The sequence below is a fragment of the Ectopseudomonas khazarica genome (assembly GCF_017915135.1).
GTDB lineage: Bacteria > Pseudomonadota > Gammaproteobacteria > Pseudomonadales > Pseudomonadaceae > Aquipseudomonas > Aquipseudomonas khazarica.
The window spans coordinates 2,159,027-2,183,634 of record NZ_CP068551.1 but is presented as its reverse complement, the minus strand read 5'-3'; the positions used below and the strand labels follow the sequence as shown (position 1 = coordinate 2,183,634).

The window sequence follows — 24,608 nt, the reverse complement described above, 5'->3', positions numbered from 1 at the left end:
TCAGGTAGACGCAGCCCCCTCCCCGGACGGGTTAACGCCCGCCGATATTTTCACGATTCCCAGACGCCGCCGGCTTCCTGGCACAACTGCGTGGCCAGCATGCCCAGCGTCATCAACGCCCGCTCCGCCTCGCGATTCCACGGGATGCCGCAGTTGAGGCGCACGCAATGGTTGAACTGCTCGGTGTTGCTGAAGATCAGCCCCGGCGCGATCGAGATGCCCTGCTGCAGCGCCCGCACATGCAGGTCCTTGGTGTTGACCCGCGCCGGCAGGCTGACCCAGAGAATGAAGCCGCCCTTGGGCCGGGTCATCTGCGTCCCTGCGGGGAAATACTGCTGCACCGCCAGCTGGAAGGCGCTGAGATTCTTGCGGTACTCCTGACGGATATGCCGCAGGTGGCGGTCATATCCCCCGTTCTCCAGGTAAGCCGCCACCGCCATCTGCGTGACGCTGCAGGCCGAGTGCGTGGTAAAGGTCTGCAGGCGCTGAATCTCGTCCTGATACTTGCCGGCGACGATCCAGCCGATGCGCACCCCGGGCGACAGCGTCTTGGAGAAGCTCGAGCAGTAGATCACCCGGCTCTCGCGGTCGTGCGACTTGAGCGCCTTGGTCGGCCCCTGCTCGAACATCAGCTCGCCGTAGATGTCGTCCTCGACGATCTGGAAGTCGTAGTCCCCGGCCAGGCGCAACAGCTGGCGCTGGCGTTCCTCGGGTATGGTGCCACCCAGCGGATTGGACAGCCGTGCGGTCAGCACCAGCGCCTTGATCGGCCACTGGTTGGCCGCCAGCTGCAAGGCCTCGAGACTGATGCCGGTCGTCGGGTCACAGGGAATCTCGATGACCTTGAGCCCGAGCAGGTCGGCCAGCTGCAGCAAGCCATAGTAGGTCGGCGACTCGACGGCGATCAGGTCGCCCGGCTTGGTCAGCACGCGCAGGCTCATCTGCAGGGCGTCGACGCAACCATGGGTGATCACCACCTCCGACGGATCGACCACCACACCCGCATCGCGCATGCGGATCGCCACCTGGCGGCGCAGCGGTTCGAAGCCGGGGCTGAACATGTAGCTGAACGCGCGTGGACTGTGAAAGCGGGTGACCTTGGCCAGTTGCTGGTGCAGCGCCCGAACCGGCAGGTAATCGACGTGCGGCACCGCAGCGCCGAGCGGGAACACCCCCTCGCGCCGCGACTCGGTCAGCACCTGGTTGATGATGCTGGCACGGGTGACCAGCCCAGGCCGCTCCACCTTGGCGATATCCGGCGTCGGCGCCGTCAGCGCGGGCGTCTGGTGCACGTAGAAGCCTGACTGGGGCCGCGCCCGGATCAACCCCTGGTCCTCGAGGTTGGCATAGGCCTGCAGCACAGTGGCGTGGCTGACATTGAGCTGTGCGCTCATCTTGCGCACGGACGGCACCCGCTCCCCAGGCTGATAGACGCCACGACGGATGTCCTCGGCCAACTGCTGGGCGATGCGCTGATAGAGCAACAGATTGGTCATGGATCATCCTCCGGGTCACTGAACCGTAACAGTAACCGATTGCTACACAATTGTACCGGCACAGATTAGAACAGTTTCCTTCATACAGCACCCACTGGGTATCTGTGTCTCGCCAGCAGTGCCAGAGGTCCGGATGACAGGCAACAAAAAACCCCGGCCAGTGCCGGGGTTCTGGGTAACGCCTGGGTCAGCGTTCGGCGCCGAGCCTGCCGCGCTCGTCGGAGAAGACGATCTCCACCCGGCGATTCTGCGCCCGCCCGCGCGCCGAGGCATTCTCGGCCACGGGGAAGTCGACACCATAGCCCGCGACCTGGATGCGCTTGGCGTCGATACCGAGGTCGACGAGCAGATCGGCCACCGCCTGCGCACGTGCGCGGGACAGCGCCAGGTTCTCCGCCGCATCGCCGGTGTTGTCGGTATAGCCTTCGATGCGTACACGCCGCTGCGGGTTGATCTGCAGGAACTGCACGAGCTTGAGCACCGTGCGGTTGGCCGCAGGCTGCAGATCGGCACGGCCGGCATCGAACAGCATGTCGCCGAGCGTCATCACCAGGCCACGCTCGGTCTCGCTGGTGGCCAGGCTGACCATCTGCTCCTCCAGCCAGCCATTGTGCTGCTGCACACTCAGCAGCTTGGCTTCACGCAGGGTTAGCTGCAGGCGCTGACGCTCCAGCTCGAGCTTGGCCGCGCGCTCCTGATTGAGGTTGATGTCGCTGTGCTGCCGGGCGATCTCGGCATAGCGCTGGCTGAGGTAGGCGTAGTGACGCACGTCCGCCGCGCTGCCCCAGTAACTCGACAGACGCTCGGCACGTGCCAGCGACTCACCGGCGCGGATCACGTCCTTGGGTGCTGCCCGCAGGACACCGGGGTCTTCCTTGACGGACTGGAAGCTCAGGCGCGCCTGCTCCAGCGTCTCTTCGTTCGCCGCCTGGTTCAACGCACAGCCACTCAGCAGCGCAGCCCCCAGCAACAGACCACCCAGATTGCCGAAAGCCCTCATCACATGGCCCCCAGCTGCTGGCGCAGTCGATTGATACGCTGATTGATTTCCAGCAACTGCTCATGCCCCTTGGCATTGATATGTTCGGCTTCGGCCAGGCGTGCATCCAGCTCGGCCTGCTCGGCCAGCAGACGCGCGGCCTTGTTCTCGCCGTCCTGCATCGCGGCCTGGGCCTGGGCGAACTTTTCTTCGGCCAGGCGCAAGGAGGCCGATTGCTCACCGTCCACGCCCAATGTCCGGGCCTGGGTCAGCGCCTGTTCGGTCAGGCGCAGTTGCTCGACGGGAGCAGGATCGCTGGCGCAGGCGGTCAGGCCCAGCACCATGAGCAAGGGAAAGGTTCGTTTGATCACGCAAGTTTCCTACTGAGTAACGTCGCCAACCGGGTCGGGCTGCATCTGCTGCGCCTTCCACAACTCCATGTTGTGTTGCAGGAACTGCTCGGGCAGCCCGGCGGCGACCAATTCTGTCATCTTCCGCGCCAGCTGTCCGCGCAACCACGGCTCGTTGCAGGCCGAGTTGTGCGACAGGGTGAGGTACAGGCCCTCACTGGAGATCGGTGGATCCAGCACCTCGAGGTCATCGTCCACGCCCAGGGTCTCGGCCAGCGCCAGCCCGGGATAACGCTCGTAGAGCACATAATCGGTGCGCCCGAGCAGCAGCTTCTGAAACGCCTGGGTCAGGCTGGAAACACCTTCCAGGGTCAGGTTTTCCTTGGCGAAGCTATCGAACTGCTGGCCGAAGCTGTTGCCCACCAAAGTATCGCCGGTATGCCCCTGCAGATCGATCCAGCTGCCATAGGCGAACCCTTCGTCCTTGCGCACCCAGACCACGCTGGGCGTGAAGAAGAACGCCGGATGCACGTAATCCATGTTCTCCAGACGCGGCAGCGTGATGAATGCGCCGGCGAGCAGGTCGACACGCCCGGTGCGCACCTCGTCCTGCGCCCGCGACCAGGGGCCGGTGTAGATCACGTCGACCACCACGCCCAGTTCCTTGGCCAGGTGTTTGAGCAGGTCGGCATTGGCCCCGATCAACTGCTGCGGGTTCTGCGGGTCGCGCCACAGGTAAGGGGGGTATTCCGGGTTACCGGTCGCCACCAGGCGCTCGCACTTGCCCGCAGCCAGGCCGGTAAGCGGCATCAGGACCAAGGCGCACCACAGCAACAGCGACTTAAACGGATAACGCTTAGGCATCGGCTACTCTCGGTTCATGCGTTGATCGGCAGGATGACGAAGCATCCCGGAAACCTTCAGTGTTCATGCTAGCTTAATGGCGCCGCCATAATAATTCGCGATAAGGACGCGCCATGAAAAAACTGCTGCTCTTGCTACTGGTGCTGCTGTCAGCCAGCGCTGCCATCCTCTACGCCTTCCCCTCGACCCAGCTGGCGGGGTTGCGCCTGATCGAGCAGTATCGCGCCGGGCTCAGCCATGAACGACTGCGTGTCGGCGATCTTAACATCCATTACTACCGGGGAGGACCGGACACGGCCGAAACCCTGGTATTGATCCATGGCTTCGCTGCGGACAAGGACAACTGGCTGCGCTTCTCCCGCGACCTGACCCACGACTATCAGGTGATTGCGCTGGACCTGCCAGGCTTCGGCGACAGCGACCATCCCGCCGGCAGCTATGACGTCGGCACCCAGGCCGAGCGCCTGGCCGGCATTCTCGACGCGCTGGGAATCGAGCGCGCCCATGTCCTGGGCAACTCCATGGGCGGGCACATTGCCGCCCTCTACGCCGCACGCTATCCGCAGCGTGTCAGCTCGCTGGCGCTGTTCGACAACGCCGGGGTCGAAGCGCCGCACAAGAGCGAACTGTTCCAGCTGCTGGAGCGCGGCGCCGACAACCCGCTGGTGGTGCGCAGCCAGCAGGACTTCCAGCGCCTGCTGCAATTCGTCTTCGTCGAGCCCCCGTACCTGCCGGAGTCGCTCAAGCAGTACATGGCTGAACAGAGCATGGCCAACGCGGGCCACTACGACCAGGTGTTCCAGCAACTGGTCGAACGCTACATTCCCCTCGAGCCGGAACTGCCCAAGATCGAGGCACCGACCCTGCTCCTCTGGGGCAAACAGGATCGCGTGCTGGACGTGTCGAGCATCGACGTCATGCAACCCCTGTTGCACAGGTCCAGCGTGGCGATCATGGACAACGTCGGCCACGCCCCGATGCTCGAACGCCCCGAGGAAAGCGCCCTGCTCTACCGGCGCTTCCTCGACAGCCTGCAGCAGCCTTGAAGCCAGGCAATAAAAAACCCGCTCATCAGAGCGGGTTTTTCGTAGCGGGAAAGCAGGTCAGACCAGCTTTTCCAGCTCCGGTACGGCTTCGAACAGGTCAGCGACCAGGCCGTAGTCAGCCACCTGGAAGATCGGCGCTTCTTCGTCCTTGTTGATCGCCACGATCACCTTGGAGTCCTTCATGCCGGCCAGGTGCTGGATCGCGCCGGAGATACCGACGGCGATGTACAGCTGCGGCGCGACGATCTTGCCGGTCTGACCGACCTGCATGTCGTTCGGCACGAAGCCGGCGTCGACAGCGGCGCGCGAAGCACCGACGGCAGCGCCCAGCTTGTCGGCCAGGGCGTACAGGTGCTTGAAGTTGTCGCCATTGCCCATGCCGCGGCCGCCGGATACGACGATCTTGGCAGCGGTCAGTTCCGGACGGTCGGACTTGGCCAGCTCTTCGCCGACGAAGGCGGACTTGCCGGCATCGGCCGGGCCGGATACCGCTTCAACGGCGGCGGAACCACCTTCGGCGGCAGCGGCGTCGAAACCGGTGGAACGCACGGTGATCACCTTGATGGCAGCCGAGGACTGCACGGTAGCGATGGCGTTACCGGCGTAGATCGGACGCTTGAAGGTGTCGGCGCTCTCGACCGCGATGATCTCGGAGATCTGGTCGACATCCAGCGCAGCGGCGACGCGCGGCAGGATGTTCTTGCCGTTGCTGGTAGCGGCAGCCAGGATGTGGCTGTAGCCCTTGCCCAGTTCGGCAACCAGCGGCGCGACGTTCTCCGGCAGCTGGTTGGCATAGGCGACGTTGTCGGCCAGCAGAACCTTGGACACGCCAGCGACTTTGGCAGCGGCTTCGGCAGCAGCGCCAGCATTGGCGCCGGCTACCAGCACGTGAATGTCGCCACCGATCTTCTGCGCTGCAGCGACGGTGTTCAGGGTAGCGGCAGCCAGGGCGGCATTGGTGTGTTCAGCGATAACCAGGATAGTCATTTAGATTACCTTCGCCTCGTTCTTCAGTTTCTCGACCAGTTCAGCCACGGACTTGACCTTGATGCCGGCGCTGCGAGCGGCCGGTGCTTCGACTTTCAGGGTCTTGACGGTGGAGGCAGTGGAAACGCCCAGCGCGTCCGGAGTCAGGGTCTCCAGCGGCTTCTTCTTGGCCTTCATGATGTTCGGCAGCGACGCATAACGCGGCTCGTTCAGACGCAGGTCGGTGGTGACGATCGCCGGCAGGTTCAGCGCAACGGTCTGCAGACCGCCATCGATCTCACGGGTCACGTTGACCTTGTCGCCAGCCACTTCGACCTTGGAGGCGAAGGTGCCCTGGCCGAAGCCAGTCAGCGCACCGAGCATCTGGCCGGTCTGGTTGTTGTCGCTGTCGATGGCCTGCTTGCCCATGATCACCAGCTGCGGCTGCTCCTTGTCGACCACAGCCTTGAGCAGCTTGGCCACGGCCAGGGAGTTCAGCTCGTCATTGGACTCGACCAGGACGGCACGGTCGGCGCCGAGAGCCAGCGCGGTACGCAGTTGCTCCTGGGCAGTGGCCGGGCCGATGGTGACGACGACGATTTCGCTCGCCACGCCCTTCTCCTTCAGGCGGACGGCTTCTTCCACGGCGATCTCGCAGAAGGGGTTCATGGACATCTTGACGTTGGCGAGGTCGACGCCGCTGTTGTCCGCCTTGACGCGAACCTTGACGTTGTAGTCAACCACTCGTTTGACAGCTACAAGAACCTTCATGGATTCCTCGTTACTCTCCGGTGAATAAGAATCTCGCCAAGGCGAGCCTGGTCAGCGATACAAATTGGCAGGAGCCAACCTTTTAGCCCAGACGGCGAGCGCAAAACCGCCCGTATCTTGACCCCGCGGCCTGGCTCGGTCAATACAGCGAACCGGCCGGTCATCCGCGATGTAGTAGGATTCTAACAGGCCTACAGAAAATTCAAACAAACGTTTGTATTGGCCCGCTGGAAGGGTGTAGATATAATGGCCGCGCCGCACTCAGGGATCGAGCTGCGCCCTCCAACATAAAACATCGAAGAGCCTTGAGTAGGAGATAGCCTGTGGAACGCGAATTTATGGAATTCGACGTCGTCATCGTCGGCGCCGGCCCGTCCGGCCTGTCAGCCGCCTGCCGACTGAAGCAGAAAGCCGCTGAAGCGGGCCAGGAGATCAGCGTCTGCGTGGTCGAGAAAGGCTCCGAAGTCGGTGCGCACATCCTCTCCGGTGCCGTATTCGAGCCACGCGCCCTGAACGAGCTGTTCCCTGACTGGAAAGAGCTGGGCGCCCCGCTGAACACCCCGGTCAAGCGCGATGACATCTATCTGCTGCGCGATGCCGACAAGGCTACCCGAATTCCTGACTTCTTTGTGCCAAAAACCATGCACAACGAAGGCAACTACATCATTTCCCTGGGCAACCTGTGCCGCTGGCTGGCGCAACAGGCCGAGAACCTCGGCGTCGAGATCTATCCCGGCTTCGCCGCCCAGGAAGCGCTGATCGACGAGAACGGCGTGGTACGCGGCATCGTCACCGGCGACCTGGGTGTGGACCGCGAAGGCAATCCCAAGGAAGGCTACTACACCCCCGGCATGGAGCTGCGCGCCAAGTACACCCTGTTCGCCGAAGGTTGCCGTGGCCACATCGGCAAGCAGCTGATCAAGAAGTACAACCTGGACAGCGAAGCCGACGCCCAGCACTACGGCATTGGCATCAAGGAAATCTGGGACATCGATCCGGCCAAGCACGAGCAAGGCCTGGTGGTGCATACCGCAGGCTGGCCGATGGACATCATGGGCACCGAAAACACCGGTGGCTCCTTCCTCTATCACCTGGAAAACAACCAGGTGGTGGTCGGCCTGATCATCGACCTGTCCTACGCCAACCCGCACCTGTCCCCGTTCGACGAGTTCCAGCGCTACAAGCATCACCCAGTGATCGCCAAGTACCTGGAAGGCGGCAAGCGCGTCGCCTACGGCGCCCGTGCCATCTGCAAGGGTGGCATCAACTCGCTGCCGAAGATGGTCTTCCCCGGCGGCGCGCTGATCGGCTGCGACCTCGGCACCCTGAACTTCGCCAAGATCAAGGGCAGCCACACGGCGATGAAGTCCGGCATGCTCGCCGCCGACGCGATCGCCGAAGCACTGGCCGCCGGCCGCGAGGGTGGCGACGAGCTGAACAACTATGTCGATGGCTTCAAGGCCAGCTGGCTGTACGACGAGCTGTTCCGCAGCCGCAACTTCGGCGCCGCCATCCACAAGTACGGCGCCATCATCGGCGGCGGCATCAACTGGCTGGACCAGAACATCTTCGGCGGCAACGCGCCCTTCACGCTGCACGACAACAAGCCGGACTACGCCTGCCTGAAGCCGGCCGCCGAATGCGCGAAGATCGCCTACCCGAAACCGGACGGCAAGCTGAGCTTCGACAAGCTGAGCTCGGTGTTCCTCTCCAATACCAACCATGAAGAAGAACAGCCCTGCCACCTCAAGCTGGCCGACGCGAGCATCCCGCTGGCGAAGAACCTGCCGCTGTACGACGAACCGGCGCAGCGTTACTGCCCGGCTGGCGTATACGAGGTGGTGACTCAGGAAGACGGCGAGAAGAAGTTCCAGATCAACGCGCAGAACTGCGTGCACTGCAAGACCTGCGACATCAAGGACCCGGCCCAGAACATCACCTGGGTGGCGCCGGAAGGCACTGGCGGCCCGAATTACCCCAACATGTAATTCGCCTCGGCATGAAAAAGGCTCCCTCGGGAGCCTTTTTCATTGCGCCATGCTGACGCGGGAGGGGCTTTAGCCGCGAAGGCGATTTTGCGAACTCGCCACCAAAGCGCCTGCCACAGACCCGCTCAGTCCTGATAGATCATCTTGCGGCTCATGCCGCCATCGATGACGAACTCCTGGCCGGTGATGAAGCCCGCCGCATCCGAGAGCAGCCAGGCGACCTGCGCTGCGACATCCTCGACCGTCCCGACCCGCCCGACCGGATGCTGGGCATGATCGAACACCGACAACGGTTCCAGGCGCTGCTGTGACGGATCACGCGCATCGATCCAGCCAGGGCTGACGCAATTGACCCGGACGTCCGGGCCGAGGCTGATGGCCAGCGCATGAGTCAGCGCCAGCAGACCACCCTTGCTCGCCGCATAGGCCTCGCAATCGGCTTCGGACTGGCTGGCCCGGGTCGAGGCGATGTTGACGATGGCACCGCGATGCCCGCGCAGATAAGGCGCGCAATGCTTGGCCAGCAGCATCGGTCCGGTCAGGTTCACCGCCAGCATGCGATTCCAGCGCTTCAGATCGAGCGACTCCAGCGCCGGCGTGTGCGGCTCGGCGATAGCGGCACTGCACACCAGGGCATCGAGGCGACCGAACTGCCCCAGCACCTCGGCAACACCGAGGCTCACCTGATCTTCCTTGGCCACGTCCACGGCCACGAACCAGGCGTTGTCACCCAGCGCACGCGCGACCCTGGAACCCCGCTCCCGATCGATATCGGCGAGCACCACCTGCCAGCCCTCGGTGATCAGCCAGGCGCTGATACCCAGGCCAATGCCACGCGCAGCACCAGTGACCAGCGCGACACGCCCGTTGTTGGGCGTATCGTCGTTACCCCACTCCAGCATGCTCAGAGTGCAGCCAGGCCGCGTGCAAGATCAGCTTTCAGGTCCTGCAGCTCTTCCAGGCCCACGGCAAGGCGGATCAGGCTATCGCGGATACCGGCATTGGCGCGCTCCTGCGGCGTCAGGCGCCCATGGGACGTGGTCGCCGGGTGAGCGATGGTGGTCTTGGTGTCGCCCAGGTTGGTGGTGATGGACACTACCCGCGTGGCGTCGATCACCTTCCAGGCCGCGTCGCGACCGCCCTTGACCTCGAAGCTGACCACCGCACCGAAGGCGCTCTGCTGCCGCTTCGCCAGTTCGTGCTGCGGATGGCTGGGCAGGCCGGCGTAGTAGACGCGCTCGACCTGCGGCTGCTGCTCCAGCCACAGCGCCAGCTGCAGGGCGCTCTCGCTCTGCGCGCGCATGCGGATGCGCAGGGTTTCCAGGCCCTTGATGAACAGCCAGGCATTGAACGGGCTCAGGGTCGGGCCGGCGGTGCGCAGGAAACCCACCACTTCCTTCATCTGCTCGCTGCGCCCGGCCACCACGCCACCCATGCCGCGGCCCTGGCCGTCGATGTACTTGGTCGCCGAGTGCATGACGATATCGGCGCCCAGCTTCAGCGGCTGCTGCAGGGCCGGCGTGCAGAAGCAGTTGTCCACCGCCAGCAGGGCACCGTGCGCATGAGCGATTTCGGCCAGCGCCGCGATATCCACCAGCTCGGCCAGCGGGTTGGACGGCGACTCGACGAACAGCAGCTTGGTAGTGGGCCTGAACGCCGCCTGCCAGGCATCCAGGTCGGCCAGCGGCACGTAGTCCACCTCGACACCGAAACGCTTGAGGTACTTCTCGAACAGGCTGATGGTGGAGCCAAACACGCTGCGCGATACCAGCACATGGTCACCGCCGCTGCACAGGCTCATGACGATGGCGAGGATCGCCGACATGCCCGACGCCGTCGCGACCGCCTGCTCGGCGCCCTCCAGCGCGGCAATGCGCTCCTCGAAGGTGCGCACGGTGGGGTTGGTGTAGCGCGAGTACACGTTGCCCGGCACTTCGCCGGCGAAACGCGCAGCCGCATCGGCGGCCGTGCGGAACACGTAACTGGAGGTGAGGAACAGCGCCTCGCCGTGCTCGCCCTCTGGCGAGCGACGCTGACCGGCACGCACCGCCAGGGTGTCGAAGCCTGCGTCGTCGAGATCGCTATCGAGTCGCCCAGCATCCCATTCCAGTGTCATCTTTCTACCTCACGAATAAGTAGCCCGGATGCAATCCGGGAACTTCAGTGTGACATTCCCCCGGATTGCATCCGGGCTACGACCGAGGGCAGGCATCCCCTGCCCCGTGCTTCAGTTGTTGTGCAGATCGATGATCGCACTGACAGCCTGCGACTTGGCCTTGCTGGCATCGTTGCGCGCCTGCTCAATGCGATTCAGGTAGGCCTCGTCGACATCGCCGGTCACGTACTTGCCATCGAATACCGCGCAGTCGAAGTTGTCGATCTTGATCTTCTTGCTGCCGCTGACCGCCTCGATCAGGTCCTGCAGGTCCTGGTAGACCAGCCAGTCGGCGCCGATCAGCTCGCCCACCTGCTCGGTGGTGCGACCATGGGCGATCAGCTCATGGGCGCTGGGCATGTCGATACCGTAGACGTTCGGATAACGCACGGCCGGTGCGGCGGAGCAGAAGTAGACGTTCTTCGCCCCGGCTTCGCGTGCCATCTGGATGATCTGCTTGCAGGTGGTGCCACGCACGATGGAGTCGTCCACCAGCATCACATTCTTGCCCCGGAACTCCAGCTCGATGGCATTGAGCTTCTGCCGTACGGATTTCTTGCGCGCCGCCTGGCCGGGCATGATGAAGGTTCGGCCGATGTAGCGGTTCTTGACGAAGCCCTCGCGGAACTTGACGCCCAGATGGTTGGCCAGCTCCACCGCGGCAGTACGGCTGGTGTCCGGGATCGGGATGACCACGTCGATGTCGTGCTGCGGACGCTCGCGCAGGATCTTCTCGGCCAGCTTCTCGCCCATGCGCAGACGCGCCTTGTACACCGAGATGCCGTCCATGATCGAATCCGGACGCGCCAGGTAGACGTGCTCGAAGATGCACGGCGCATAGCTCGGGTTCTTCGCGCACTGGCGGGTAAACAGACGGCCATCTTCGGTGATGTAGACCGCCTCGCCCGGAGCCAGATCACGGATCAGGGTGAAACCGAGCACGTCCAGCGCGACGCTTTCCGAGGCGATCATGTACTCGACGCCTTCGTCGGTGTGACGCTGACCGAAGACGATCGGACGAATGCCATTGGGGTCGCGGAAGCCGACGATGCCGTAGCCGGTGATCATCGCCACCACCGCGTAACCGCCGACGCAACGCTCGTGCACGTGGGTGACCGCGGCGAACACGTCTTCCTCGGTCGGCTGCAGCTTGCCACGCTGCGCCAGCTCATGAGCGAAGACGTTGAGCAGTACCTCCGAATCGGAGTTGGTGTTCACGTGACGCAGGTCGGACTCGTAGATTTCCTTGGCCAGCTGCTCGACGTTGGTCAGGTTGCCGTTGTGCGCCAGGGTGATGCCGTACGGCGAGTTGACGTAGAACGGCTGCGCCTCGGCCGAGCTGGAGCTGCCAGCGGTCGGGTAGCGCACGTGACCGATGCCCATGTCGCCCACCAGGCGCTGCATGTGGCGCTGCTGGAACACATCACGCACCAGGCCGTTGTCCTTGCGCAGGAACAGGCGACCATCATGGCTGGTCACGATGCCGGCAGCGTCCTGGCCGCGATGCTGAAGGACGGTAAGCGCGTCATACAGCGCCTGATTGACGTTCGACTTGCCGACGATACCGACGATGCCACACATGTGCCACGACCCCTGCTAGATAGTTCAGGCTAATTCAGCGACCAGCGCAGCGGTTGCTCCGCACTGGCCACTCTTTTAAAGCAGATCGGCTGGGTGAGCCGCTCCACCGGAAAACCACTGACCGGACCACCCCAGAATGAGGTTCTTCGACCAGTCGGCGACCATCAGAAAATGCGACACCAGCTGTGACTGCTGCCACCATTCGTCCTGCTCCACCGGCGCCAGGCTGACCAGCCCCACCAGCACCACCACCAGCAGGCCACCCCGTGCGGCGCCGAATACCATGCCGAGAAAACGGTCGGTACCGGACAGGCCAGTCACGCGAATCAGCTCACCGATGAGAAAGTTGACCAGAGCGCCGACCAGCAAGGTGGCGATGAAGAGAATGGTACAGGCCGCTATCACCCGTGCAGAAGGCGTATCGATAAATTCGACGAGATGCTGGGCCAGCGCGCCACCGAACATCCAGGCGACGATGCCCGCGATGATCCAGGTCAGCAGCGACAGGGCTTCCTTGACGAAGCCGCGCTTCAGGCTGATCAAACTCGATATGGCGATGACGGCGATGATCGCCCAATCGACCCAGGTGAATACCACGGTGCGGCCTACCAGCGGAAAAGGCGGAACATTTTACCAGAGCCCGGCGCATCGGGTAACCGGGCGATGAAAAGTCCCGCCTTCCAGGCCATGTGAAAACGTCGCGAGCGAAGGTCAGGCAAGGCAAAAACGACGTCGCGTTCGGCTTCACGGGCTGCAAACGCGCATTGCGAGGCGTCCCTTGACGCAGCATGGCCAAGCGCAGGAGTTTTCACACAGTCAGCTTCAACCGGCCTCTGGCTGAAAACGCACGACGAAACCGCTGAGCTTGTGCTGGCGATTGAGCTGGTCACGCAGGCGCTCGGCCTCGGCACGCTCGATCAGCGGACCGACGAAGACCCGATTCATCCCCTCGAAGGTGCGGATGTACGCGTTGTAGCCCTGGCTGCGCAGGGTCTTCTGCAAGGTTTCCGCACCGCTGCGGCTGGAGAGACTGGCCAGTTGCACCGACCAGCTGATCGGCAGGCTGTTGGCATCCAGGCGAGCGTCCGGCTTGGCCGGCGCCGTGGTCGCCACTGGCGCGGGCTTGCTCGGCTCCGGCTTGCTCGGCTCGACGACAGGCTTCGGCTGCTCCTGCACCTCGACCACCTGCGGCGCCTCGTCCTCGACCGGAATGGGTTCCTGCGGCAACACCTCGGGCTCGACCACCTCGGCCGGCTGCACGATGATCTCGGCAGTCGCCGGCGCTTGCGGCATGTCCGGAGCGTCGACCACGACGCGGCGCATCTCGTCCTCGCGCGACAGCAGCATCGGCAGGAAAATCACCGCCAGTGCCACCAGCACCAGAGCACCGACCATGCGCTGCTTGAGCCCCTTGTCCAGCATTGCCATCCCCCAATCCCCTTATCAAGCCGGGCGGGCCAGCCAGTCCAGGGCCTCGGCCACGCAGAAAAACGATCCGAACAACAGAATCTCGTCACCCTCGGCCGCCCGCTCGCACTGCGCGTCCAGTGCGGCATGCACATCCGGGTGCAGCGTCACCACAGCCCCCAGCCCTTGCAGGTGGTCCGCGAGGGCCTGCGCCGGGCGCGAACGTGGCGTGGCGAGTGGCGCCACGGCCCACTCGTCGACCTCACCGAGCAGCGGCGCGACGACCCCCGGCAGATCCTTGTCCGCCAGCAGACCGAACACGGCCCGACGCTTGCCGCTCACCGGGCGACTCTGCAGACGCTGCGCCAGATAATCGGCGGCATGGGGATTATGCCCAACATCGAGCAACAGTGTGAGTGCCTTGCCACGCCAATCCACCTGGCGACGATCCAGACGCCCGGTCACCCGGGTCGCCAGCAAGGCCCGACGGATCGCCTCGGCGGACCAGGGCAGCGGCAGCAGCGCGTAGGCCTGCAAGGCCAGCGCGGCATTCTCCATCGGCAGATCGAGCAGCGGCAGCTGTTCAAGCCGCAGTACCCTGCCCTGCGTATCGAGACCGTACCAGGACCAGTCCTGCTCATCGACGCTCAGGTCATAGTCACGCCCACGCAGGTAAAGCGGCGTGTCCAGGTTCAGCGCCTGGTTGAGCAAGGGCTGTGGCGGATCGAGGTCTGCGCACAGCGCCGGCTTGCCGGCGCGCATGATCCCGGCCTTCTCGAACGCCACCGACTCGCGCGTGTCGCCCAGCCAGTCGGCATGGTCCAGGCCGATGCTGGTGATCAGCGCCAGGTCGGCATCGACGAGATTGACCGCATCCAGACGCCCGCCGAGCCCGACCTCGAGCACGACCGCGTCCAGCCCGGCGCGCTCGAACAGCCAGAAGGCCGCCAGCGTGCCCATTTCGAAGTAGGTCAGGGAGATCTCACCGCGCGCCGCCTCGACCGCCGTAAAGGCCTGGCAGAGCTCCGCGTCGCTCGCCTCGCGCCCCTGCAGGACGACACGCTCGTTGTAGCGCAGCAGGTGCGGCGAACTGTAGACGCCGACGCGCTGCCCCTGCTCGGCGAGCAGGCTGGCGAGAAAGGCACAGGTAGAGCCCTTGCCGTTGGTGCCGGTCACGGTGATCACCAGCGGCGCGGGCTTGCCCAGGCCGAGCCGCCGCGCCACCTCGCGCGAGCGATCCAGGCCCATGTCGATGGCCGAGGGATGCAGTTGCTCGAGGTAGGCGAGCCACTCGCCCAGGCTACGTTCGATCATGCAGTGGCCGGCAGCGCAACCGGAGAAGGACGATTCATCAGCTGCGCCAGCAGGCGAGCCAGACGCGGACGCAGTTCGTTGCGCGAAATGATCATGTCGATGGCGCCATGCTCCAGCAGGAACTCACTGCGCTGGAAGCCTTCAGGCAGTTTCTCGCGCACGGTCTGCTCGATCACGCGCGGCCCGGCGAAGCCGATCAATGCCTTGGGCTCGGCCACGATCACGTCGCCGAGCATGGCCAGGCTGGCGGAGACGCCGCCGTAGACCGGATCGGTCAGTACCGAGATGAACGGCAGGCCTTCTTCACGCAGGCGCGCCAGCGCAGCGGAGGTCTTGGCCATCTGCATCAGCGAGATCAGCGCCTCCTGCATGCGCGCACCACCGGAAGCGGAGAAGCACACCAGCGGGCAACGGTTCTCCAGGGCGTAGTTGGCCGCCTGCACGAAGCGCTCGCCGACGATGGCGCCCATGGAGCCGCCCATGAAGGAAAACTCGAACGCGCAGACGGCGATCGGCATGCCTTCGAGCGTACCGCTCATGGAAATCAGCGCATCCTTCTCACCGGTCTGCTTCTGTGCGGCGGACAGGCGATCCTTGTACTTCTTGCTGTCGCGGAATTTCAGGCGATCGACGGGTTCCAGATCGGCGCCCAGCTCTTCGCGACCATCGGCATCGAGGAACAGGTCGATACGCGCACGCGCGCCGATGCGCATGTGGTGGTTGCACTTGGGGCAGACGTCCAGGGTCTTTTCCAGCTCGGGACGATAGAGCACGGCATCGCAGGACGGACACTTGTGCCACAGGCCCTCGGGCACAGAGCTCTTCTTCACCTCGGAACGCATGATCGAGGGGATGAGTTTGTCTACCAACCAGTTGCTCATGCTGTCATTTCTCCATAACCGTTGGTTCGGATGGACGCCTCATCATGAAGCACCCACCTCCAGCAATTCTTTTCTGCCGTATCGATGGCGCGCACAAACGGGCCACGGCGGCGTGACAGGCTAATTGACGGCCCCGCCGCAGTCGCCGTCACATTGCGCGTCAACGACTGCCCGCACGAACGCGCGAATCTTGCTTGCATCCTTTATGCCTTTGCTCGCCTCCACCCCGCCACTGACGTCGACGGCATAAGGCCTGACCTGACGAATCGCGCTGGCGACGTTGCTCGCGTCGAGGCCGCCGGCCAGAATGATGGGCCGGCTCACGTCCTGCGGCACCAGAGACCAGTCGAACGCCGCACCGGTACCCCCGGGCACGCCCTCGACGAAGGTATCGAGCAGGATGCCCCGCGCACCGGCATAGGGCGCCATCATCGCAGCGACATCCTCCCCCGCACGCACCCGCAGCGCCTTGATGTAAGGGCGAGCGAATCCTTCGCAGTCGGCCGGCGACTCGTCGCCATGAAACTGCAGCAGATCCAGGGGCACTTGCGCCAACAGGGCCTGCAACTGCTCACGCGGCATGTTCACGAACAATCCGACGCTGGTCACAAACGGTGGCAAGGCCTGCACGATCGCCACCGCCTGCTCGACACTGACCGCGCGCGGGCTCCTGGCGTAGAACACCAGGCCGATGGCATCCGCACCGGCCTCGACGGCTGCCAGCGCATCCTCAACCCGGGTAATGCCGCAAATCTTGCTGCGCACGCGCATCGACTTCACACCTCTTGATCGGCGAACGCCGGATGTTAGCAAAGGCCTAGCCCGCCCGCACATCCGCCAGCCCGGAGAGAAAGTGCGGCCCCAGGTAGCGCGACGGCAATTCGAACTCTTCGGGATACTCCACCTGGATCAGATAGAGTCCGTAAGGATGTGCCGTCACCCCACCACTGCGTCGCTCCGCTCGCTCCAGCACCTCGCTCACCCAGCCTGTCGGACGCTCTCCGGCGCCAATGGTCATCAGCACTCCGGCGATATTGCGCACCATGTGATGGAGGAAGGCATTGGCCCGAACGTCCAGCACGATGAAGCGGCCATGCTCGATGACTTCCAGGTGATGCACGGTCTTGATCGGCGACTTGGCCTGGCACCGGGTAGCACGGAACGCGCTGAAATCATGGGTACCGACCAAGGCACGGGCCGCTTCGCGCATGCGCGCCACATCCAGCGGACGGTGATTCCAGGTCACCTCCTCGGCCATGTGCGCCGGGCGGATCGGGTCATTGTAGATGACATAGCGATAACGCCGCGCCATGGCGCTGAAGCGCGCATGGAAATGCGCCGGCATCACCTTCGCCCAGGTCACGCTGATGTCCTTGGGCAGGTTCATGTTGGCGCCCATGATCCACGCGTGCAGCGACCGCTCGACAGCGGTGTCGAAATGCACCACCTGGCCACTGGCATGCACCGATGCATCGGTGCGCCCGGCACAGTGAATGTTCACCGGCGCACCGCCGGCAACCTTGGACAGGGCACTTTCCAGGCAACCCTGAATGGAGGCGACCTGGCCGCTCTGGCGCTGGAAACCGCGGTAACGTGCGCCCTTGTATTCGAGGCCCAGGGCGATTCTGGAAAAGCCAGCGGCCGCCATTTCGGCGGCCGCTACAGGTACTGCTTCAGACATGGATTCGATCAAACCAGCTTGGCAATCATCTCGCGAGCTTCCTGCTGCTGGGCGTCGCTGCCTTCGGCAACCACTTCGTCGAGGATGTCACGCGCACCCTCGGTGTCGCCCATATCGATGTAGGCGCGCGCCAGGTCCAGCTTGGTCGCGGTCTCATCGGTGCCGGAGAGGAAGTCGAAGTCATCGTCACCCTCCAGCTCGCTGGCGATACCGTCGGCTGGCGCCAGCGGCGCGTCCTGCGGTTCGTCGAGGTCGGTGGAGAGCTGGTCCAGCTCGGCCGTGACTTCATCCAGCTGCGCCGCGAAACTGTCGGCTTCCACCGCAGGCTGGGCCGGGCTCTCGTCGTCGAGCGACAGATCGAAATCCGCCGGCAGGTCGAGGTCGGCAGCAGGCGCTTCGTCCGGCAGATCGAGGCCGAGGTCGGCCAGATCATCGGCCGGCTGAGCAGCCGGGGCGTCGTCGTCCAGGCTCAGCAGGAACTCGTCGGCATCGTCCGCAGCCGCCGTCGACGGCTCATCCAGATCCAGACTGAAGTCGGACAGGTCATCGGCAGACTGCGACAGCTCGACCTTGTCGTCGTCCAGGGACAGGTCGAAGCTCAGGTCATCGTCGCTGGCCGCTGCCGGAGCAGCCGGCTCGTCGACCAGACCGAAATCCAGGTCGTCATCCAGCGACAGCGGCGCTTCTTCCGCCTTGGCAGACTGCACGTCGCCACCCAGGTCGGACTCGAGATCATCGAGGCTCAGGTCGAAGGCATCGTCGAGGTCGTCAGCGGCTGCAGCAGCCGACTCGTTACGCGGCTCATCCAGGCCGAGATCATCGAGACTGAACTCGCCGATGTCGTCCGAGGACGCCACGGCAGCCGCCGCGCCAGCGCCGGCAAAGGCAGCGATGGCAGGATACTTGGCCTTGAGCTGCTCGGCTTCGGCGTTCACGCCACCGAACTCGCGCAGTTCGTTGTCCTGGCGGGCGAAACCTTCGCGATCGCCCAGTTCGGCATAGACCTCCATCAGTTTCAGACGCAGGTCGCTGCGGTGCGGCTCGTCATTGATCGCGTTCTGCAGCAGCTCGGCAGCCTGGTTGAAACGGCCATAGGCGATGTAGATGTCCGCCTCACCCAGGGCATCGCCGGTCTGCGCGGAAACGCGCTCCTCGGCGCCAGCCGGTGCAGCGGCGGCGGCTGGCTCGTCCTCGAGGCCGGCGAAGGTGTCTTCGGGCATGTCGAGTTCAGGAGCGAAGCCCTGATCTTCGGCCAGCTCGTCACCCAGCTCGTCATGCTGCTCCGCTTCTTTCATCGCATTGCGGCGCGACAGAGCCATCAGGCCGACCAGCAACAGCAGCAGTGCACCACCGCCCGCCAGACCCAGGGTCATCGGGTTGCTCATCAGGTCATCGATGAAGCTCTGCGGAGCAGGTGCGGGAGCCGGAGCGGCAGGCTTGCTCTCCTCGACCGGCTGAACCGGAGCGGCTGGTTCAACGGCAGCAGCCGGCTCACTGGCCGGCTGTTCGGTGGCGGCGGCGCCGTCTTCGACGGGCGCCTCCAGCTCTTCGGAATAGTTGTAGTCAGTCGCCGCCTCTTCAGGCGGCGAGACCGGAGGCGTCGCCGCCTCCGAGGCCGGCGGCACCGCTTCGGGCTCCGCAGCGGGCGCCTCCACTTCCGGAGTCACCTCGGGTGTTTCAGGCGTTGGCGCTGCGGCCGGAGTAGCGGCCATGTCGGCCTGCATCTTGGCCAGCTGGTTGTCCTTGAGTTCGATCAGGCGCTGCAGCTTGTCCAGCTGACTCTGCAGATCGCCAACCCGGCTCTGCAGTTCGGCATTCTCACGACGCGTCGAGTCGAGGCTTTCCTGCGTCACCGCCAGCTTGTCGGCCAGGGCCTTGCTGTCGGCCGAACCGGTGTCACTGCCGCGCGTGGACTTGCCCGCATCGGCGGCGACCAGTTTCAGGCTGTCCCCGGTCTTCGCCGTGGACGGTGCGGCACCAGCCTCGGCACGGCGGGTGGCATCCAGCTGCCGCGACGCGACAGCACGACCTTCACGCCAGGCAGCGTTCTGCTCGGCAACCTGGGCGACCGCTTCGGCGTTGCTGCGACGGCGAATCTGCTGCTCATCCGGCAGACGCAGCACCTGACCGCTCTTCATGCGGTTGATGTTGCCGCCGATGAAGGCGTCGGGATTCAGGTCCTGAATGGCCAGCATGGTCTGATTGACCGAGCCACCGCCGACGCGCTGGGCGATTTCCCAGAGGGTGTCGTTGGCCGTGGTCTTGTATTCGTTGCCGCTGATGGCGCGCGAAGCGGGCGCCGGGGCAGTCGGACGCGGCGCGGCGGCAGGCTTGCTGCTGGCAGTGGGCGTTGCTGCCGGGCGCGGCGCCGGGGCTGCTGCCGGCAACTTGGGCGCGGCCGCTACGGTCGTCTGCGGGGAGTACAGCGGCGGGTCCAGCAGCAGCGTGTATTCACGCAGCAATCGACCGTTCGGCCAGAGCACTTCCACCAGGAAGTTGAGATAGGGCTCGCGCACCACCTTGCTGGAGGTGACACGAATCACGCTCTTGCCGTTCGGCTTCAGCACAGGGGTGAATTTCAGATCGGTCAGGAAGTACTGACGATCGACACCCGCCTTCACGAAGTCTTCGGGAGAAGCGAGGCTGGGAATGACTTCGTTGGAGGCCAGATCACGGACCTCCAGCAATTCGATTTCCGCTACCAACGGCTGATTCAACGAGGATTGCAGGGTAACTTCACCCAACCCCAGCGCATGCGCCATACCGGAAGACAGCGCAGAAGCCGCTGCGATTGCCAGCACTAGTTTGCGAACCCGAACCATAGCGTTATCCCTTGTTTTATCTTTTTCTCGGCTTGCGAGAAGGTCTTGGTAATTGCTGCCTGCCTCCGCTCCTAGAGCGGCTCCCCATTCAGCAATCAACTCAGCCAGTATTGCCAAGCTAGAAAGATTCTTCAAATTTCTAGGTAAGTATCTTTTACAGATAGTGTTTTATCAATAACTCGGCTATTTGCACAGCATTCAGGGCGGCGCCTTTTCTCACATTATCAGACGCAATCCACAAATTGAGTTGCCGTGGATCGCTCACACCACGACGAACGCGCCCAACATAGACCAGATCCTGGCCGACCGCGTCACCCACCGCCGTCGGATAATCGCCCGCCTCGACCAGCTCGATTCCCGCTGCCGTTTCCAGCAGACGCTGCACCGCCGCGATATCGATATCCACGTCACTCTGCATGGCGAGTGCCAGGCTGTCACCGAAGAATACCGGCACCAGGGCGCAGGTCGCCCCCACCGCCAGCCCGGGCAAACCCGACAGTTGCTGCAGCTCGGCGGCCAGACGCTTCTCCAGTTCAGCATGCCCCTGCTCGTCCACCGCACCGACCTGCGCCAGCACATTGAAGGCGATCTGCCGATCCACCGCCTGGGTTTCCAGCGGGCGGGCATTGAGCAGCTCGGCCGTCTGCCGCGCCAGCTCCTGCACGCCACTGCGACCCAGCGTGGAAATCGACAGCATGGCATTCAGCTGCACCTGGCGTGGCTGCAACAGCGGCTTCAGCGCTGCCAGCACCACCGCGCAGGCAGTCGCCGAAGGCGTCGGCACGCTCACCTGCCACGGCGCAGTCAGGTCTGGCGTTGCGCCCTCGCCCAGTTCGGGCAGAACGCACGGCGCCAGATCCAGCGGCAAGGCGGCACTGAGATCGATCAGCGAACAGCCGGCAGCACGCACGGCCTCGTGAAAAGCCCGCGTCACCTCCACGCCCGCGGCAAAGAATGCCAGCTGGACCTGCGTGAAATCGAACGCCTCGAGCGACCTGACCCGCAGCTGACGCCCGCGGAAGGAGAGGCTCTGCCCGGCGGACTCGCTACTGGCCAGGAGATGCAGGTCCTTGACCGGGAAGTCGCGCTCCTCGAGCAGTTCGACCAGCGCCTCACCGACATGACCGGTGGCGCCGACCAGGGCGATATTGATGGTTTTGCTCATGCTTCGATCTGCCGCACAAAAGGAGCGGCACTGTAACCGCGCCCTTCTTGCCACCGCAACTGCAAGCCCGGAAACGACGAAGCCCCGCTACCGAGGTAGCGGGGCTTCGTCTGCATCACGCGTCTGCGGTGCGCCTCAGCGCTCCAGCAGGATTCGCAGCATGCGCCGCAGCGGCTCGGCCGCGCCCCACAGCAGCTGGTCACCCACGGTGAAGGCGCCCAGGTACTGCGAGCCCATGTTGAGCTTGCGCAGGCGGCCGACCGGTACGCTCAGGGTACCGGTCACGGCAGTCGGGCCGAGGTCGCGGATGGAGTCTTCGCGATGGTTCGGCACCAGCTTGACCCAGGGGTTGTGCTGACTGATCAGGCCTTCGATGTCGGCCATCGGCACATCCTTGTTCAGCTTGATGGTCAGCGCCTGGCTGTGGCAACGCATAGCACCGATACGCACGCAGATGCCGTCGACCGGGATCGGGCTCTTGAAGCGGCCGAGGATCTTGTTGGTCTCGGCCTGCGCCTTCCACTCTTCACGGCTCTGGCCGTTAGGCAGTTCCTTGTCGATGTAGGGGATCAGGCTGCCGGCCAGCGGCATGCCGAAGTTGTCGACCGGGAAGTCTTCGCCACGCATGGCCTCGGCGACCTTGCGGTCGATGTCGAGGATGGCGCTGGCCGGGTCGGCCAGGTCGTCCGCGACAGCGGCGTTGATCGCACCCATCTGCTTGATCAGCTCACGCATGTTCTGCGCACCGGCACCGGAGGCGGCCTGATAGGTCATGGCGCTCATCCACTCGACCAGGCCGGCTTCATACAGGCCACCGAGCGCCATCAGCATCAGGCTGACGGTGCAGTTGCCGCCGATGTAGTTCTTGCTGCCGGCATCCAGCGCCTGGTCGATCACCTTGCGGTTGACCGGGTCAAGCACGATCACCGCGCTGTCGTCCATGCGCAGGCTGGAGGCGGCATCGATCCAGTAACCCTGCCAGCCGGCTTCACGCAGCTTGGGGAAGACTTCGTTGGTGTAGTCACCGCCCTGGCAGGTCAGGATCACGTCCAGGCCTTTCAGGTCGTCAATGTTGTAGGCGTCCTTCAGCGGCGCAATGTCCTTGCCAATCGCCGGCCCTTGGCCGCCAACGTTGGAAGTGGTGAAGAACACCGGCTCGATCAGGTCGAAATCCCGCTCCTCCAGCATGCGCTGCATGAGCACGGAACCGACCATGCCACGCCAACCGATCAGACCTACACGTTTCATAACGACTACACCTATATAAACAGCCCGCCGGAACCACCCCGGCGGGGCTGGAAAGATTACAGACTACGCAGCGCTTCGACTACTGCATCACCCATCGCGGAGGTACCGACCTTGGTCTTGCCCTCGGACCAGATGTCACCGGTGCGCAGGCCCTGATCCAGCACCAGGCTCACGGCTTTCTCGACGGCATCGGCGGCGGCGACCTGGCCGAAGCTGTAACGCAGCATCATGGACACCGAGAGAATGGTGGCCAGCGGGTTGGCGATGCCCTGGCCGGCGATGTCCGGCGCGGAGCCGTGGCACGGCTCGTACATGCCCTTGTTGTCGGCATCCAGCGAGGCCGACGGCAGCATGCCGATGGAACCGGTGAGCATCGACGCCTCGTCAGACAAAATGTCACCAAACATGTTGTCGGTGACCATCACGTCGAATTGCTTGGGCGCACGCACCAGTTGCATGGCGGCGTTGTCGACGTACATGTGGCTCAGTTCGACGTCCGGGTAGTCCTTGGCCACTTCCTCGACAACGGCGCGCCACAGCTGGCTGGACGCCAGCACGTTGGCCTTGTCCACCGAGCACAGCTTCTTGCCACGGACACGGGCCATGTCGAAGCCGACCTTGGCGATACGGCGGATCTCGCTCTCGCTGTACGGCAGGGTGTCATAGGCCATGCGCTCGCCGTTCTCCAGCACCTTGCTCTCGCGCGGCTGGCCGAAGTAGATGCCGCCGGTCAGCTCACGCACGATGAGAATGTCCAGGCCGGCGACGATTTCCGGCTTGAGGCTCGAGGCCTCGGCCAGTTGCGGGTACAGCAGCGCCGGGCGCAGGTTGCCGAACAGGCCCAGCTGCGAACGGATCTTCAGCAGGCCACGCTCCGGACGGATGGCCGGGTCGATGCTGTCCCACTTCGGGCCGCCGACGGCACCGAGCAGAATCGCATCGGCCGCGCGCGCGCGCGCCAGGGTCTCGTCGGCCAGCGGCACGCCGTAACGGTCGATGGCCGCACCACCGAGGTCATCGAAGCTCAGCTCGAAGCCCAGGCTGTACTTGTCGTTGGCCAGGTTCAGCACCTTGACCGCCTCGGCCATGATCTCCGGACCGATGCCGTCGCCAGGGAGAACCAGAATCTGTTTCATAAAAAGATTTCCTTCGGAAATAGCTACAAGCTTCAAGCTGCAAGCCACAAGCGCAAGCCGCTTTCACGAGCAGCCTGAAGCTTGCGCCTTGCAGCTCCTGTTATTTGATCGCGCCGAACAGCCAGGGACTGCCCTGCTGGTAGCTGGCCTCGAAGGCCTTGATCGCGTCCTGATCCTGCAGGGTCAGGCCGATGTCGTCCAGGCCGTTGAGCAGGCAATGCTTGCGGAAGGCATCGACCTCGAAGCTGTACTGCACGCCATCGGGACGAGTCACGGTCTGCGCCTCGAGGTCGACGGTCAACTGGTAACCCTCGGTGGCCTCGGCCTGCTCGAACAGCGCATCGACCTCTGCATCCTTGAGGATGATCGGCAGCAGGCCGTTCTTGAAGCTGTTGTTGAAGAAGATGTCGGCGAAGCTCGGTGCGATCACCGTGCGGAAACCGTACTCGTCCAGCGCCCAGGGCGCGTGTTCACGCGAAGAGCCGCAGCCGAAGTTCTCGCGCGCCAGCAGCACGCTGGCCCCCTGGTAACGCGGGAAGTTGAGCACGAACTCCTGGTTGACCGGGCGCTTGGAGTTGTCCTGGTTCGGCTGACCGACATCCAGGTAGCGCCACTCGTCGAACAGGTTCGGACCGAAACCGGTGCGCTTGATCGACTTCAGGAACTGCTTGGGAATGATCTGATCGGTGTCGACGTTGGCCCGATCGAGCGGGCAGACCAGGCCGGTGTGTTGGGTAAAGGCTTTCATCTTCTAGCTC

General features: G+C 64.1%; 22 protein-coding genes. 2 read left to right on the top strand and 20 right to left on the bottom strand.

The genetic code is table 11. From position 1 onward, the window contains the following. Positions 1-50: 50 nt before the first annotated feature. The 4 genes from JLK41_RS10305 to JLK41_RS10290 form a co-directional block, all read right to left on the bottom strand. On the bottom strand, positions 51-1,496 hold the full coding sequence (locus JLK41_RS10305) for an aminotransferase-like domain-containing protein (RefSeq protein ID WP_037054373.1): 1,446 nt from the start codon (positions 1,494-1,496) through the stop codon (positions 51-53). Positions 1,497-1,683: 187 nt separating this feature from the next. Next, a complete protein-coding gene (locus JLK41_RS10300) occupies positions 1,684-2,496 on the bottom strand; it encodes an OmpA family protein (protein WP_037054375.1) in 813 nt (270 codons plus the stop codon). Further along, positions 2,496-2,846, bottom strand: a complete 351-nt coding sequence (locus JLK41_RS10295; RefSeq protein WP_175253622.1) for a DUF4398 domain-containing protein — start codon at positions 2,844-2,846, stop codon at positions 2,496-2,498. Before JLK41_RS10295 ends, JLK41_RS10300 begins: the two co-directional genes overlap by 1 nt. A gap of 9 nt (positions 2,847-2,855) precedes the next feature. Then, positions 2,856-3,689, bottom strand: coding sequence for a substrate-binding periplasmic protein (locus JLK41_RS10290; protein WP_175253623.1), 834 nt, complete (start codon positions 3,687-3,689; stop codon positions 2,856-2,858). Between the two features lie 113 nt (positions 3,690-3,802). Between JLK41_RS10290 and JLK41_RS10285 the strand changes: the two genes are divergently transcribed. Then, complete coding sequence (locus JLK41_RS10285; protein WP_037054380.1) at positions 3,803-4,735, top strand: alpha/beta fold hydrolase; 933 nt, start codon at positions 3,803-3,805, stop codon at positions 4,733-4,735. Between the two features lie 57 nt (positions 4,736-4,792). On the opposite strand, the gene JLK41_RS10280 is transcribed toward JLK41_RS10285, so the two are convergent. Together JLK41_RS10280 and JLK41_RS10275 are read right to left on the bottom strand one after the other, a co-directional pair. Beyond that, a complete protein-coding gene (locus tag JLK41_RS10280) occupies positions 4,793-5,722 on the bottom strand; it encodes an electron transfer flavoprotein subunit alpha/FixB family protein (protein ID WP_210390951.1) in 930 nt (309 codons plus the stop codon). Further along, positions 5,723-6,472, bottom strand: a complete 750-nt coding sequence (locus JLK41_RS10275; protein WP_037054384.1) for an electron transfer flavoprotein subunit beta/FixA family protein — start codon at positions 6,470-6,472, stop codon at positions 5,723-5,725. Between the two features lie 323 nt (positions 6,473-6,795). Here JLK41_RS10275 and JLK41_RS10270 point away from each other — a divergent pair, with 323 nt between their 5' ends. Next, positions 6,796-8,460, top strand: a complete 1,665-nt coding sequence (locus JLK41_RS10270; protein ID WP_037054387.1) for an electron transfer flavoprotein-ubiquinone oxidoreductase — start codon at positions 6,796-6,798, stop codon at positions 8,458-8,460. Between the two features lie 125 nt (positions 8,461-8,585). On the opposite strand, the gene JLK41_RS10265 is transcribed toward JLK41_RS10270, so the two are convergent. The 14 genes from JLK41_RS10265 to leuD form a co-directional block, all read right to left on the bottom strand. Further along, complete coding sequence (locus JLK41_RS10265) at positions 8,586-9,362, bottom strand: SDR family oxidoreductase (protein ID WP_210390950.1); 777 nt, start codon at positions 9,360-9,362, stop codon at positions 8,586-8,588. A 2-nt stretch (positions 9,363-9,364) separates the two neighbouring features. Then, positions 9,365-10,576: an O-succinylhomoserine sulfhydrylase gene (locus JLK41_RS10260; protein WP_134677816.1), complete on the bottom strand. Its 1,212-nt coding sequence runs from the start codon at positions 10,574-10,576 to the stop codon at positions 9,365-9,367. A 111-nt stretch (positions 10,577-10,687) separates the two neighbouring features. Next, on the bottom strand, positions 10,688-12,196 hold the full coding sequence (gene purF, locus JLK41_RS10255) for an amidophosphoribosyltransferase (RefSeq protein WP_037054392.1): 1,509 nt from the start codon (positions 12,194-12,196) through the stop codon (positions 10,688-10,690). 75 nt (positions 12,197-12,271) lie between these two features. Then, positions 12,272-12,793: a CvpA family protein gene (locus tag JLK41_RS10250; protein WP_210390949.1), complete on the bottom strand. Its 522-nt coding sequence runs from the start codon at positions 12,791-12,793 to the stop codon at positions 12,272-12,274. Positions 12,794-13,018: 225 nt separating this feature from the next. Next, positions 13,019-13,624, bottom strand: coding sequence for an SPOR domain-containing protein (locus tag JLK41_RS10245; protein ID WP_134677815.1), 606 nt, complete (start codon positions 13,622-13,624; stop codon positions 13,019-13,021). 15 nt (positions 13,625-13,639) lie between these two features. Further along, positions 13,640-14,917, bottom strand: a complete 1,278-nt coding sequence (gene folC, locus JLK41_RS10240; protein ID WP_150609281.1) for a bifunctional tetrahydrofolate synthase/dihydrofolate synthase — start codon at positions 14,915-14,917, stop codon at positions 13,640-13,642. Further along, positions 14,914-15,798 (bottom strand): acetyl-CoA carboxylase, carboxyltransferase subunit beta, encoded by an 885-nt coding sequence (gene accD, locus JLK41_RS10235; RefSeq protein WP_037054398.1) that lies wholly within the window; start codon positions 15,796-15,798, stop codon positions 14,914-14,916. Before accD ends, folC begins: the two co-directional genes overlap by 4 nt. A 120-nt stretch (positions 15,799-15,918) precedes the next feature. Further along, on the bottom strand, positions 15,919-16,569 hold the full coding sequence (locus JLK41_RS10230; protein WP_210390948.1) for a phosphoribosylanthranilate isomerase: 651 nt from the start codon (positions 16,567-16,569) through the stop codon (positions 15,919-15,921). Between the two features lie 46 nt (positions 16,570-16,615). Then, a complete protein-coding gene (truA, locus tag JLK41_RS10225; RefSeq protein WP_210390947.1) occupies positions 16,616-17,479 on the bottom strand; it encodes a tRNA pseudouridine(38-40) synthase TruA in 864 nt (287 codons plus the stop codon). Positions 17,480-17,487: 8 nt separating this feature from the next. Continuing rightward, positions 17,488-20,301 carry a motility hub landmark protein FimV gene (locus tag JLK41_RS10220; protein ID WP_210390946.1) on the bottom strand — a complete coding sequence of 938 codons (2,814 nt, stop codon included), beginning with the start codon at positions 20,299-20,301 and terminating at the stop codon, positions 17,488-17,490. A 154-nt stretch (positions 20,302-20,455) separates the two neighbouring features. Then, entirely contained in the window at positions 20,456-21,466 is a 1,011-nt protein-coding gene (locus JLK41_RS10215) for an aspartate-semialdehyde dehydrogenase (protein ID WP_210390945.1), read from the bottom strand. A gap of 135 nt (positions 21,467-21,601) precedes the next feature. After that, positions 21,602-22,714 carry an aspartate-semialdehyde dehydrogenase gene (gene asd, locus JLK41_RS10210; RefSeq protein ID WP_037054409.1) on the bottom strand — a complete coding sequence of 371 codons (1,113 nt, stop codon included), beginning with the start codon at positions 22,712-22,714 and terminating at the stop codon, positions 21,602-21,604. 56 nt (positions 22,715-22,770) lie between these two features. Then, positions 22,771-23,850 carry a 3-isopropylmalate dehydrogenase gene (gene leuB / locus JLK41_RS10205; RefSeq protein WP_210390944.1) on the bottom strand — a complete coding sequence of 360 codons (1,080 nt, stop codon included), beginning with the start codon at positions 23,848-23,850 and terminating at the stop codon, positions 22,771-22,773. 100 nt (positions 23,851-23,950) lie between these two features. Beyond that, positions 23,951-24,598 carry a 3-isopropylmalate dehydratase small subunit gene (gene leuD / locus JLK41_RS10200; RefSeq protein WP_037054414.1) on the bottom strand — a complete coding sequence of 216 codons (648 nt, stop codon included), beginning with the start codon at positions 24,596-24,598 and terminating at the stop codon, positions 23,951-23,953. Positions 24,599-24,608 lie beyond the last annotated feature (10 nt).